This is a genomic window from Cryobacterium tagatosivorans, assembly GCF_004402215.1.
Classification (GTDB): domain Bacteria; phylum Actinomycetota; class Actinomycetes; order Actinomycetales; family Microbacteriaceae; genus Cryobacterium; species Cryobacterium tagatosivorans.
The window spans coordinates 1-13,298 of sequence record NZ_SOEZ01000017.1 but is presented as its reverse complement, the minus strand read 5'-3'; the positions used below and the strand labels follow the sequence as shown (position 1 = coordinate 13,298).

At 68.8% G+C, this 13,298-nt stretch carries 12 protein-coding genes; 5 read left to right on the top strand and 7 right to left on the bottom strand.

Annotation, left to right across the window (positions count from 1 at the left end; all coding sequences use genetic code 11):
- The 6 genes from E3O23_RS03435 to E3O23_RS03410 form a co-directional block, all read right to left on the bottom strand.
- Positions 1-684, bottom strand: a 684-nt coding sequence (locus E3O23_RS03435; RefSeq protein ID WP_134488200.1) for an FAD-dependent oxidoreductase, incomplete at its 3' end; no start/stop codon positions are given.
- Positions 681-1,373, bottom strand: a complete 693-nt coding sequence (locus E3O23_RS18340) for a hypothetical protein (RefSeq protein WP_198415116.1) — start codon at positions 1,371-1,373, stop codon at positions 681-683. The genes E3O23_RS03435 and E3O23_RS18340, both read right to left, overlap by 4 nt.
- A gap of 243 nt (positions 1,374-1,616) precedes the next feature.
- A complete protein-coding gene (locus E3O23_RS18260; RefSeq protein WP_134488198.1) occupies positions 1,617-3,605 on the bottom strand; it encodes a DUF2207 family protein in 1,989 nt (662 codons plus the stop codon).
- 258 nt (positions 3,606-3,863) lie between these two features.
- Entirely contained in the window at positions 3,864-4,784 is a 921-nt protein-coding gene (locus tag E3O23_RS03420; protein WP_134488196.1) for an acetamidase/formamidase family protein, read from the bottom strand.
- A gap of 3 nt (positions 4,785-4,787) precedes the next feature.
- Positions 4,788-6,224, bottom strand: coding sequence for an APC family permease (locus E3O23_RS03415; RefSeq protein ID WP_134488194.1), 1,437 nt, complete (start codon positions 6,222-6,224; stop codon positions 4,788-4,790).
- 40 nt (positions 6,225-6,264) lie between these two features.
- A complete protein-coding gene (locus E3O23_RS03410) occupies positions 6,265-7,164 on the bottom strand; it encodes a proline iminopeptidase-family hydrolase (RefSeq protein WP_241983301.1) in 900 nt (299 codons plus the stop codon).
- A 177-nt stretch (positions 7,165-7,341) separates the two neighbouring features.
- Between E3O23_RS03410 and E3O23_RS03405 the strand changes: the two genes are divergently transcribed.
- The 4 genes from E3O23_RS03405 to E3O23_RS03390 all read left to right on the top strand — a co-directional run bounded on the left by E3O23_RS03405 (position 7,342) and on the right by E3O23_RS03390 (position 11,163).
- Positions 7,342-8,145, top strand: a complete 804-nt coding sequence (locus E3O23_RS03405; protein ID WP_241983300.1) for a FadR/GntR family transcriptional regulator — start codon at positions 7,342-7,344, stop codon at positions 8,143-8,145.
- Between the two features lie 235 nt (positions 8,146-8,380).
- The gene (locus E3O23_RS03400) at positions 8,381-9,163 is read left to right on the top strand and encodes an alpha/beta fold hydrolase (RefSeq protein ID WP_134488191.1); all 783 of its coding nucleotides are present in this window, start codon (positions 8,381-8,383) and stop codon (positions 9,161-9,163) included.
- A 295-nt stretch (positions 9,164-9,458) separates the two neighbouring features.
- Positions 9,459-10,469, top strand: a complete 1,011-nt coding sequence (locus E3O23_RS03395) for a diacylglycerol/lipid kinase family protein (protein WP_134488189.1) — start codon at positions 9,459-9,461, stop codon at positions 10,467-10,469.
- Between the two features lie 49 nt (positions 10,470-10,518).
- Positions 10,519-11,163, top strand: a complete 645-nt coding sequence (locus E3O23_RS03390; RefSeq protein ID WP_134488187.1) for a DUF1294 domain-containing protein — start codon at positions 10,519-10,521, stop codon at positions 11,161-11,163.
- A 204-nt stretch (positions 11,164-11,367) separates the two neighbouring features.
- On the opposite strand, the gene E3O23_RS03385 is transcribed toward E3O23_RS03390, so the two are convergent.
- Positions 11,368-12,216, bottom strand: a complete 849-nt coding sequence (locus E3O23_RS03385) for an aggregation-promoting factor C-terminal-like domain-containing protein (protein WP_134488185.1) — start codon at positions 12,214-12,216, stop codon at positions 11,368-11,370.
- 483 nt (positions 12,217-12,699) lie between these two features.
- Here E3O23_RS03385 and E3O23_RS03380 point away from each other — a divergent pair, with 483 nt between their 5' ends.
- Positions 12,700-13,089: a cupin domain-containing protein gene (locus E3O23_RS03380; protein ID WP_134488183.1), complete on the top strand. Its 390-nt coding sequence runs from the start codon at positions 12,700-12,702 to the stop codon at positions 13,087-13,089.
- Positions 13,090-13,298: the final 209 nt, after the last annotated feature.

The window sequence follows — 13,298 nt, the reverse complement described above, 5'->3', positions numbered from 1 at the left end:
GGGTGCGAGGTCGCCGGCGGCGGCGGGGACTGTGGGGTCGGCAGCGGTGGCCGGGCCGCCGGCCGTGCCGCCCGTGCCGGCCGGGCCGGCGGCCGTGCCGCCCAGCTCGAGGTCGGCCAGCACGACCTCCTCGGCGTAGTCGCCTCCGTGCCAGGCGCCGATCCGTTCCCGCACGACGCTCGCCGTGCCGTCGCAGCCGGCGAGGTAGAGATACGGGACCTCCTCGAGTTCCTCGTCGCGTTCGTTGTGCCGGAGGATCGCCAGGTGGCTCTTGCCCGGCCGGATGCCGACCAGCTCGGCCCCGCGCTCGACCGTGACCCCGCGGGCGGCGAGCGCCTCGGACAGCACGGCCTCCACGTCGGCCTGGCGGATCAGCAGCAGGTGCGGGAAGGCGGTGCGGGGCAGGTCGAGCCGTTCGATCCCGACCGGCACCACCCGGGATCTGAGGTGCAGGCGGGCGGCGGCGGCCACGTCCCCCCTGGCGAGGAGGGCATCCGTCACGCCCAGCGGGCGGAGCACCTCGAGCGTGCGCGGGTGCATGATCATCGCCCGCGACGGGCGGAAGAGCTCGGCGCGGCGCTCCACGATGCGCACGTGCGCGCCGTGGTCGCGCGCCTGCAGGGCCAGGGCGAGGCCGGTCGTGCCGGCCCCGACCACGAGCACGTCGACGGGCGGGGTGGTCACGTGCCCGCCGGGCCAGAGGCGGTCGGCGGTGCCGGCGAGCGCGGTGCCGCTGCGGTCGGTGCCGGCGAGCGCACGCTCCCCTGTGACACGGCCAGCACGGCCTCGCTCAGCGCCGGCCGGGCGGGCAGCCACCAGGCTCCGTCGCCGGCCGCCCCGACGGCTTGGGCCACGGCATCCGGGTCGCGCAGGAAGTCGTCGCGTCGGAGTCCGGGCAGCACCCGGTAGTGGATCGAGCCGCGCGCGCAGACGAGGGCGAGGACCCGCCAGAGCGTGCGCGCGTAATTCTCGGCGAGCGCCGGGCCGTCCCATTCGTAGATGCCGCGGTAGGTGTTGCGGGAGTCGTGCGTCATCCAGAGCTTAGAGACATAGCCGGGGAAGCCGGCGAACAGTGCGGTGTTGAGGATGCTCTCCAGCCGGAACAGGGCGTGCCCCCTGCCGCGCACGAGCACAAGCCGGAAGCAGACGACGAGCACGGCGGGCTCGCGCGTCGGGCCGCGGTCGACGACGGTCTCCCGGTACACGGATGCCGTGGATCCGTCGGCGAAGCGGATCCGCCGGCCGACCCGGGCCCGGGGCAGGTGGATGCGCCGCGCGGCGAGCAGCGCCCCGGTCGTGGCCGCGCAGTTCGCGAGCGCCTCGATTGCGGGCCAGGCGGCAACCGGCGGTTTCTCGATCACGATGTTGTCCATGACTGACCTCCCGGAACGAGGTTGCGTGCAGCGGAGCTGGCGGGGCGAAACGTTGGTGCGTGCGCTGAGCTGGCGGGGCGAGACATTGCCAGCCTAGGCAGGCGCTGGCCGCCTGCCTAGCCCCTCCGGCGATCGAGCCCCCGCTGGCGTGAGGGGTCGCAAATCGACCTTAAATCGCCCAACGAAGGTCGATATGCGACCCCTCACGCGAAGATATGCGACCCCTCACGCGAAGGATGCCCGCTACCGCCCGCCGCCACCGCCTCCACCACCTCCTCCACCGGAGAAGCCGCCGCCGGATGACCCGCCCGAGAAGCTGCCCCCGCCGCTGCCCGACCACGTCGACGGGGCCGGGGTCGGAGTCTCGGAGGCCTGGACCGCCCCGGCCAGACCGTGCAGGGACGTGGCGAAGAGCGCAGCGTTGAACGAACTCTGCGAGACGAACCAGTCCGGCTGGGCCGCGCCCTGCTCGTAGTAGACCGCGAGTTCCCCGGCCCACTCGTCCTCCACTCCCCAGAGCACAGCGTAGGGCAGCAGCTTCTCGTACAGCTTCACCAGCTCGACGGTGTCGACCTCCCCGCCGCCACCGCCGACCCCGCCACCGATCGACCCCGGCACGGTCACCCGCAGCGCACCGTCCGGGCTCTGCAGCATCCGGAACCGGTCCTGCTCGGCGAGCTTGAGGTACACCTGCATTCCCCGCACGTAGTCGCGCTGTTCGGCGCCGGCGTCGGTGAGCACCTCCGGGTTGCGGGCGGCGGCAATCGCGACGAACAGGCACACCATCGTGACGAAGAAGAACGGGAACAGCCAGGCCGAGTCGATTAGTCCGAGCATGGTGGGCATGGCGTTGATCGTGTCCGCGACGGACTGCGCGGAGAGCACGATGCCGGCCACGAGCATCCCGAGCAGGCCGATCACGATCCAGAGCCCGCCGCGCCCGCCCGCCCGGGCGCGCCAGCCGCGGGCCGTCACGGAGCGCCGGGCCTTGGGGGCGAAGCCCGCCAGGTCGCGGGCCAGGGCGTCGTTGGTGACGCCGAGCTCGCGCACGTCCCCGCCACGGAGCCCGGGGAACAGGATTTCCAGCAGCTGCCGTTCCTGGGGGTCGACGCCGTCGCTGCTGAGCAACTGCAGGGTGTAATCGCCGCCCTCGGCACTGACCGGGTAGTCGAGGATGCGCACCTTGCCGCGCACCGCGAAGCTCACGATCTGCGCCGCGATCGCCGAGGACGTGCGGCCGGCGAGGTCGCCCGCCTCGAGCAGGTTGTACCCGGCGGGCACGCTGTACTGGGCGATGATCGTGCCCCGGCCCAACGCGCCCCGCGGCCCGAATGCGCGCCGGAGCAGCGCGGCGGCCGCGAGGAGCAGGCTCAGCCCGAACATGACCAGCGGCAGCGGACTGAACCCCGGCGAGTCCGGTCCGAAGAAGCCGTAGCCGCGGTCACCGTACTCGTACTCGCCGTCGCCGGGCTCGCCGTCGGGCGGCGCCACCGGGGCCACCTGCAGAAACGTCCCCTGCTGGAAGCCGATGGCCACCGACAGGTTTTCGCCCGCAGCGAGGTTGCGGGCTCCGGCGGTGAACAGGGTTCCGGATGCCGCGGCATCCGTCGTGCTGATCTCGCACGGCGTGGTGGCGCCCTCCGCCCCGACGTAGCAGAAGGCCCGCGCCGGGAGGAGGAACTCGGTGAGCGCCGGGTCGACGTGCACCCGGGCCTTGACCGAACTGAACGGCTGGGCGAAGCCGGTTCCGTTGGTGTCCCAGTAGAACTCGTCGGCGTCGGTGTCCGCGAAGGCGCGCACGACGTTCTGCTGCGTGTAGGTGATGACGTAGGTCTGCCGGCCGTGCACGTATTCGTCGGTGCCGAGCGCGAGTTCGGTGAAGTCGCCGGTGTCGATGAGCTCGTAGTCCACCGGCGAATCGTTGGCGTCGGTGACCGATTCGACGCTCGTGTGCAGCGGGACTCCGTCGTAGTCGTTCGGGATGGCGCGGATCATGCCGCGGTTCTGGTCGAAGTCGGGGAACTCCGCGACGAACGTCTCTACCGTGCGGAGGACCGAGTGCTGCGCATCGTCGCGGGAGAGGGAGTAGTCGGCCTCGAAGGAGGAGAAGGTGAAGTCCTGCACGTCGGCGCGGACGGCGGCCGATGCGGCGAGGGGCGCGGCGACGGGCGCGGCGAGCGCGACCATGGCGGCCAGCGCGAGCGAGGTGGCGATCTGCAGGAGTCTGGTCACAGGGCAGAGCCTAGTGATGCGCGGGGACGGGGCGGTCCCGACAGGCGCTGCAGGCACGACAGGCACGCCAGGCTCGACCCCCGGTGATCGAACTCCGGCTGTGAGGGGTCGCAAATCGACCTTCAATCGGCCAACGAAGGTCGATATGCGACCCCTCACGCGGAGGAGGCGGTCGACCCAAACCGGCGGCGAGCCTGTCAGCGATGATGCTCACTGACAGGCTCGCGCCGCCTACTCGCGCCGCCTACTCGTGCCGACTCAGAGCACGCTCTTCGGAAGACGGTGCACCGTGACCGCGCCGACGGCCGTAAACGGGTGCAGCGGATCGGGCGCTGTGGAGCCGGTGGGCCCCCCGAGGCGAGAGTGCCCGACTGCGCTCATGACGGCGAAGGCATCCCCTTCGTGCCAGCCGCGGTCATCGACCAGGAAGTGGAACATATCCTCGTAGCCGCGGGTGATGCTCTCCTGCACCGGATCTCCCAGGCCGACGAAGATCCACTCATCCGCCGTCTCGACGCGCGGAGCCCGAAGGGTCATACCCTTGACCAGATCGATGCTGACCACGGCAATTCCTTCCGCCTCGATCGCGACGAAGGATGACTCGCCCTCCGCCATGATCGCGTGGATGTCGCCGATCGACAGGTAGGCGCCGTCAATCATGACCGGAAGGTACACCGTCGAGCCCGGGCGGCAATCCGTGACATCCATGTTCCCGCCCTGTGGGTAGGACGGCATGATCGTCGAATTCGTTCCCACGGCTGGTGCCGTGCCGATGCACCCGATCATGGGGAGCGGTTGGAACACGTGGCGATCCGTGACATGCACGCCGGCCGCGTCGATGGGCACCCGCCGGGTGAACATTCCCTCGCCCATAACGTTCTGCAAGGCGCCGGAGCCGGGGAGGCTCACCGACCAACCGCAGTCCTTCAACCGGATCTCGTGGATGGTGACGGCGAGCGCATCGCCCGGTTCGGCGCCTTCGACGTAGACCGGACCGGTGACCGGGTTGATCTGCGCCGTCAGCTTGCCCATGTCGTGGTGCTCGTGCAGTTGCGCGTACACCTCGTCGCTGGTTTCGAATCCGATCCGCTCTCCCGTGCCGGGAACGATGCGGAGGGCCGGGGCGCTATCAGCCGAGAAACCGGGCTGGCCGTGGCTTTTGTCCAGGAAGTGGTCCATGGTCTAGAGGCCGGCCCGCTCTCCGGTAGCCGGAACCGCGAGCGGCTGCTCGAGGTCCTCGCCGGACAGTGCGGTCTTTCGACCGGTGGCGCGGTAGTACAGGAAGACTCCGGCGCCGAGCACGAGCCAGACCAGACCGCCGATCTTGGCCAGGTCGCTGGCGTTGAGAAGGACGTAGCCGATGATGAGGAACCCGACGACCGGCACGATGAGGTGCAGCAGGTAGTTCGTCGACTTCTTGCGCACGATGTAGAACACGATGACCGACAGGTGCAGGAGCATGAACCCGAAGAGCGCGCCGAAGTTGACCAGGGCGGCAATCAGGTCGATCTGGCCGACGAAGAAGAGCACGAGCACGGCGGAGAGCGCCGACACCAGGAGGATCGCATTCTTCGGCACCTGGCGGGTGCTGATCTTGCTCAGGAACTTCGGCAGCTGACGGTCCCGGCTCATCGAGAAGAGCAGCCGGGATGTGGCGGCCTGCGCTGCCATGGCGTTTGCGATTCCGATCGCCAGGACGTTGACCACGAAGAACGTGGTCGCCCAACCGCTGTTGGATGCGGCTTCGACGACGGTGAAGAAGGCATTGCCCACCTCACTGTCGCTGAATGTGCCGCGTCCAGCGGAAAGTGCGCTGGCGAGCCAGGTCTGCAGGATGAAGAAGAAGGCCACGATGAACAGGGCGATGATCATTGCCTTGCCGGCGGAGTTGCGGCCGCCGGTGGACTCTTCGGCCATGGTGGAAATTCCATCGAAACCGAGGAAGCTCAGGACGGCGATGGAGAGCGCTGCTGCGATCAGCGGCCCGGATACCTTGCTTGCGTCCCAGAGCGGGGTGATCGTGAACTCCGCACCGGGCACCGAGCCGCTGGCCAGCGCGTTGACCGCGATGATCACGAAGATGACGACAAAGACCAGCTCGATGGCGAGGAAGACCCGGTTCATCAGCTTGATCGAAGTGATTCCCAGCAGGTTGATCGCGGTGTTGATCGCCACGAAGATGAGCGCCCACATCCACCGCGGGGAGTCGGGGAAGATGCCGATCATCGACTCCGCTGCGAACACGTAGAGCAGAGTCGGGACGAGGAGGTAGTCGAGCAGGATGGCCCAGCCGGCGAAGAATCCGGCCGTGGGGTGGATGCCTCGGCCGACGTAGGAGAAGACGGAGCCGGCCAGGGGAATCGACTTCGCCATCTGCGCGTAGGCGAGGGCCGTGAAGATCATGGCGATGAGGCCGATCAGGTAGACCAGTGGAACCATGCCCTCGGCAGCATTGTACACGGTGCCGAAGATGGCCCACGGGGCAATGGGGACCATGAAGATCAGCCCGTAGATGAGCAGATCGGTGGTGGAGACGGAACGCTTCAGTTCCTGCTTATAGCCGAAGGACTCAAGCTGCTGCTGCGCGTTGAGCTCCGGCGAACTCGGTGATGCGGTCATCGGTGTGTTCTTTCGTTAGGGGTGTGGGTGATGGCGCGGTTCAGGAATCATGGCGAGCAAGGAAGTCGCCAATGACGGCCCGAAACGCCTGGGGGTGTTCCAGGTGCACACAGTGGCTCGCGTCGGGGAAGACGTGACTGGTCACTGTGGGAATGTGGTCGACGAAGGGCTGCCAGGTGCCGGCAGTTGCTTCGTCGAATTCGCCGGCCGCCACGAGCGTCGGCGCCTCGATCAGGTCGAGCCGGTCGATGACGCTCCAGGAGCGCAGAGTGCCGACGACATGGAACTCGTTCGGCCCGTTCATCGTGTGGTAGACGGTGGGTTCCGCCTCCATCTGGGCGACGCTCTCCTGGAAGTCGTCCGGGGTCGGCACAGTGCGGCAGACATGGCGCTCGTAGAAGACGTCGGCCGCCCGCAGGTAGTCCGGATGCGTGATCGCGCCGGTGAGTTCGTACCGGGTCAGGGTCTCCTGCACGTCGTCAGGCAATTGGGCCCGGAGCTCGGCGGCGCCCTCGGCCCACAACGCCATGGATGCGGGCGAATTGCAGATGGCCAGGCTGCGGAGGCCGGCGGGGCGGCGCGTGGCGATCTCGGCGCCCAGCATTCCGCCCCAGGACTGGCCGAGCAGGTGGTAGTCGGACAGGCCCAGCTCTGCAACCAGGTTGGTGAACTCGTCCACGAAGAGCTGGGGATTCCAGAACTCGTCCGGAGCGTCAGGCAGATGGGTGCTGTTGCCGCAGCCGAGCTGGTCGTAATGGATCACGGTACGTCCGGTGTCGGCGAGTTCGCCGAGGTTGCGCACATAGTTGTGGGCCATGCCCGGACCGCCGTGGAGCACGATCAGGGGAAGCGCACCAGCTCGGGCGTCATCCGGCTCGGTGATGCGAACCCACGTCTGCCAGGCCCGGAAGGGAATGGTCCTCGTGGTTACTGTGGGCACTGCACTCCCTTGTGTGATCGCTTGTGTGATTGGCCGTGTGATCGCTTGTGTGATTGGACCGACGAACCGTGAGAATCAGCATGACGCAAGAATGGTCTCGTGACAAGACCAATCTTTCGGGTTTAATATGGCGTAGTACCCGCAGAAACTGCCTGCGAGGCCAACCGCAGATGGAGGATGCCGATGACCGGCAGTGTTCGCTCGCGGCTGGAGCCGGTTGGCGCTCCGTCCGTGGACTCCGCGGGCACCCTGGGCACGCTGCTGGCACCCGTGTCACGCGCGGATGAGATCACGGATCGCCTGATTACCGCGATCGCCATCGGCGAGTACCTTCCCGGCTCAAAGCTGCCTGCCGAACGCGAACTGGCGGCATCCCTCGGAGTGGGCCGCATGACGGTTCGGTCGGCGATCGCGCGGCTTGTGCAACAGGGCCTGCTGGAGACCCAGCGAGGTCGCGGCGGCGGGTCGTTCGTGCGCGAGCAGTGGACCTCGACGTCCAACGCCTCTGTGCGCCGCACGCTGTCTGTTCGCTGGGAGAGCATCCGCGACACCTGCGACGCGGTCAGTCGCCTGCAGGGTGCGATCGCGGGGGCGGCCGCGGAGAAGCGCACCGAGGAAGACACCACCGTGTTGCGCGAGCGCCTCGAAGCCTTCCGCACGGCCGATTCGGGACCCCAGTCGCAGCGCGCGGACGAGCTGCTGCATCTCGCCATCTGCGCGGCAGCGCACAACGAAACGCTTCAGTCCGTGCTGTTCGAGCTTGAATCCCAGGTCAGCATTGCGGCTCCTGCTCACCTGTGGGGGTCGACGACGGGAATGCGGGCCATGGAACTGCGCGCCCTGGCCGACCACGACAGGCTCGTGAATGCGATCTGTGACCAGCGGGCCTCTGACGCGAGCGAGATCGCACTCGAGCACGCCCGAATCGACCTGGAATTGCTTGAGGAAGCACTGCACCGGGCCGGTGCACCCGAGGCCTAGGCGATCCAGCTCTGGCCGTGAGGGGTCGCAAATCGACCTTCAATCGGCCAACGAAGGTCGATATGCGACCCCTCACACGGACGAGCTGCTTGCGTTCCCCTGCCGGCGGGGTCAGGGTGGCCTGTAGCTGCGCGCCGTGCTGCGCGCAATAGATGCGCGCCGGCTGGTACGCGCCGATGATGCGCGCAGACAGGTACGCACCGACACCTACGCGCCGACGATGAGGGAGCCCCAGATGACCCGGACCGTGAAGTCAGCCGACGGAAGCACCCTCGCCTACGAGACGAGGGGCACCGGACCGGTCCTGATCCTCGTGGGCGGCGCGTTCAGCACGCGGCAGTCGGCCGGCGCGATCGCTTCCCTGCTCGCCGCGAACTACCGCGTCTACGCCTACGACCGGCGCGGCCGGGGCGACAGCACCGACATCCAGCCGTATGCCGTCGAGCGCGAGGTCGAGGATCTCGCCGCGCTCATCGAGGCGGCCGGCGGCTCGGCGTTGGTCTACGGGCACTCGTCCGGGGCCGTGCTCGCCCTCGAGGCGGCGGCCGCCGGCCTGCCGATCACGAGGCTCGCCGCCTACGAGCCGCCGTACACGGCCGCGGAGCCGGGGAGTCCCAGCCTCGACGGCTGGGGCCAGAGCGTTCACGCCGCTCTGGATGCCGGCGATCGCGAACGCGCCGCCGTGCTGTTCATGGAGGGCACGGGCGCCGACCCCGCCGCGGTCGAGGGCATGACGCAGCTGCCCTTCTGGCCGGGCATGCTGGCCATCGCCCACACGTTGCCCTACGACCTCGCCCTGGTCGGCGGCGGTTCGGTTCCGATCGAACGCTTCCACCGGATCGCCGTGCCCACGCTGCTTCTGCACGGGAGGAACAGCCCGGCGTGGGCGGGGATCGCCGGGTCCGTGATCGCGGAGGCGATCCCGGGCGCCCGGCAGGTCACGCTTGAGGGACAGGATCACGCCGCCGACCCCGCCGTACTCGCGCCGGCGCTTGTGGAGTTCTTCGGGACCCCGTGATCGAGGCCCGGCCCAGCGGTGACTGCGCGCCCGGTGGCCGCGTGCCCGGTGGCCGCGTGCCCCGGCAGTCGAGCTTGTCGCGACCGGGGTCCCCGCCGAGAGTCGCCGAATGTGCCGAGAGTCGCCGTTGTAGCGGCGATTCTCGGCACATTCGGCGACTCTCGGCGGGCATCCGGATCTCGGCGGAGGGTCTCGACAAGCTCGACCACCGGGCGTGACGAAGTGCGCGGGACATCCGTCTCAGTAGTGAGTTCGATAGGATTCCCTCACCCAACCCGGATGGACGGACGGCCCCATGACGATCACCGAAAAGCCCGCAGCCGCGACCCCGGCAGACTCCGCTCCGCGCAAGGACCTCGCCGCCGTCGTCTACAACCCGATCAAGGTCGACCTCGACAATCTCAAGCGGCTCGTCGGCGCCGAGCAAACCGCGGCCGGCTGGCCGGAGACGCTCTGGCTCGAGACCTCGGAGGACGACCCGGGGCAGGGGCAGGCCGCTGAGGCGATCGCGGCTCGGGCATCCGTCATTCTCGTGGCGGGCGGCGACGGCACGGTGCGCGCCGTCGGCGAGGTCGTGCACGGCACCGACTGCGCGCTGGCCCTGCTGCCGTCGGGCACCGGCAACCTGCTCGCCCGCAACCTCAAGCTGGTGCTCGATGACCTCGAGCTGTCCGTGCGCTCGGCGTTCACCGGCCGCGACCGCACCATCGACGTCGTGCTGATCGACATCGAGCGCGAGGACAAGTCGGTCGACCGGCACACCTACCTCGTGATGGCCGGCCTCGGCCTCGACGCCAAAATGCTCGCGAACACCGACGACGACCTCAAGAAGAAGGCCGGCTGGCTGGCCTACGTCAAGGCGCTGCTCGCGGTCGGCAAGGACAGCCGGGACCTGCATTTCCGGTACCGCCTGAACCAGAAGCCCGAGCAGTCCCTGCGCGCGCACACCATCATCATCGGCAACTGCGGGTCGCTGCCGGCCAAGATCGAGCTGCTGCCGGACGCCGCGGTCGACGACGGCGTGTTCGACATCATCGTGCTCAAGCCCGGAGGCATCTTCGGCTGGCTGCAAATCCTGGGCAAGGTGATCTGGGAGAACGGGGTGCTCAGCCGCACCCGCCTGGGGCGCAAGTTCAAGACCAGGGAGGTCGACGCGCTCAACTACGCCACCGGCACCGAGCTCGTGCTGCGCCTGCACCACCCCGAGGAGATCGAACTCGACGGCGACGGCTTCGGCAAGGCCGTGGCACTGAAGACGTGGATCGAGCCCGGAAGCCTCATCATCCGCGTTCCGCAGGACGCGTAGCCCAGCGGATGCCGCCGGCCGAGCGGGTGCCGCCCGCTACGCTCTGAGCATGGGTCCTGCAGTGAAGCGCGTCGAGGGCACCCTCACGGCGTGGAACGACGAGCGCGGCTTCGGATTCATCAGCGCGACACACGGCGGCGAACGCACCTTCGTGCACATCAAGGCCTTCGCGCCGAGCTCGGCTCGTCCTGCCGTTGGTGACGTTCTCAGTTTCGAGGTCGAGCTGTCGCGCGAGGGGAAACGGCGAGCGCGGCGAGTCCTGGCCAGGGGCCGGTCACGAGGCGAGAGCCCGGCACGGCCTGGAACCCGGCGCAGCTCCGGCCCCGGCACCTACCTCGCGATCCTGGCGTTTGCGATCGGCTACCTGCTGATCAGCCTCGTCTGGCCGCTCCCGTACTGGGTCGCCGGGATCTACCTCGGCGTGAGCATCCTGAGCTTCATCGTGTACGCGGCCGACAAGTCCGCGGCCCGCGGGGGCCGACGGCGCGTGCCGGAGAGCACGTTGTTCTTCCTCGGTTTCGCCGGTGGCTGGCCGGGCGCAGTCGTCGCCCAGCAGGTGCTCCGCCACAAGACGCAGAAGGCGAGCTTCCGCTCGGTGTTCTGGGCCACTGTCGTGGCGAATGTCGCGGTGTTCGTCGTGTTCGCGACGCCGCTGTTCGCCGAATTCGCGGCCTGGACCACTCGCCCGCTCTGAGCCCGGCGCGCTGTGACCCCGGAACGCTGTGACCCCGGCGCGCTGTGACCTCCGGCGCGCTGTGACCTCCGGAACGCTGTGAGGGGTCGCAAATCGACCTTCCCGAGGCCCGGGAAGGTCGATTTGCGACCCCTCAGGGAGAGGACCGCGGGCAGAGGGGTGCGGCGCGTGCGCCCGCGACCCCTCAGCGCTAGGACTGCGGGTTTAGTACCAGTTGAACGACTGCGAGTGCGACCAGGCGGCGCACGGAGTCCCGTACGACGAGGCGCTGATGTACTCGAGGCCCCAGGCGACCTGCGTGGTCGCGTTGGTCGCCCAGTCGGAACCGGCCGTGGCCATCTTGCTGCCGGGCAGCGCCTGCGGGATGCCGGTGGCCCCGCTGGGGTTGTAGGCCTTGTAGTTCCAGCCGGACTCCTTCTCCCAGAGCTGGCTGAGGCAGGAGAACTCGCCGCTCCCCCAGCCGTACTTCGACTGGGCCATCGCCCGGGCGGTCGCCTTCGCGCCTTCCGGCGTGTTGGATGTCGCCAGCGACTTTGCGACCTCGGCGGCGGCGGCCTGGGCTGCGGCGACCTTGGCGGCAGCGGCAGCAGCAGCGGCGCGGTCGGCCTCGGCGGCAGCGAGCGTCACGGACACGGTCTCGGCCTTCGTCTCGGCGGTCAGTGAGACGACCTTGTCGAGGGGCAGGGTCTCGAAGCTGGCCAGCGAGCTGGCGACCTCGGTGAGGTCGGACGCATCCACCTTGTGCTTGTTGGCTGCGATGACCTTGTTCGCGGCGGCCAGGGCGATGGTGGCATCCTGCTCGGTGTGCGCCTTGGCGATCCCGGCGTAGGAGCCGAGCTGGGCGCGGTCGAAGCCGGTGCTTTCGGCCAGCTCGGTGGTGGCCGCGACGCGTTCCTGCGCCTCGGCCGAGGCCTGGGCCGCGAACGCGCCGCCGGTGACGAGGCCGACGACCGCGAGGGACGCGGCGCCGAACATCGCGATGCGGTGCGATCGTTCCTTACGGGTCTTCTTGTTCTGCCTGCGGGTGGTTTCGAGTGTTGATTCAGAGCGCATAGATGTATTCCAGATTGCGTGCCCACGCATCGTGGCGTCGGGGCTCGCTGAGCATCGGGCCTGCACGCTCGGGATCGGCGCAGGCGAAACGACTACCGTGCCAGCGGTTTCTGACCGAACAATCTGTTTAACCTCCGAAAGTCCTGTGTAGAGGTCGCCGAGGCGTGTTGTGGCGCGGGTTTCGCGCGTGGCGAACGAGTGGAAAGTTGGTGCCCTGCCAGGCCGGGCCGTGGGGGACCGCGCTGCCGAATTTCAGGACCGGGATCGGCAGAATACCCCAGGCAGACAAGGCCGCGGCGACTGCGGGGGTGTTGTTCGACGGGATGGTCGCCTCCGGGCCTGAAGTTGCTCGCGCCCCCTCGCCCTGCCTCGCACGGCGGAGCACAATGGCTGCGTGTTCGACGAGTCGGCCTCGCCATGGGGTCGCCTGGCCAGGACCCTGACAAGGACCAGACCAGACCATGACAAGGACGGAGCGAGAAGATGCCCAAACTTTCCCGAGATGACCAGGCGAACCTGGTGACGGAGCCGACGATGCCCGGCTACGAGACCCGCTACACGGTGACCAACGGGTACGTGATGGATATCTCGAAATACCCGGAAGCGGCCGATTTCACGCCGTACTACCGCGGCCTGCCCGAGGACCGCTGCCAGGGCACCCACTGGGGCTATGTGATCCGCGGCCAACTCACGATCCACCGGCCGGAGGGCGACGAGGTCTTCAACGAGGGCGACGCGTACATCATCACCCCCAACCACACTCCGGAGGTCGTGGCGGGAACCGAGCTCGTGGAGTTCACCTCGGAGGAAGACGCGACCCGCACGATGGCGGTCGTGACCCGCAACATGCAGGGCGCCTCGGACACCGACTGACGGCGCGCATCGCCTGACGCCGCCGTTCCCTGAGGGGTCGCATATCGACCTTCCGGATGCCCCGGAAGGTCGATATGCGACCCCTCACGTCGGCGGGCACGCGGCGCGGGGGCGCAGGCGACGCCCTCAGGTCGCCCGCGCAGGGCGCGACGCACGCGGCGACGGCGTGCAGGCGGGCAGGCGCGCAGGCGGGCAGGCGCGCAGGCGGG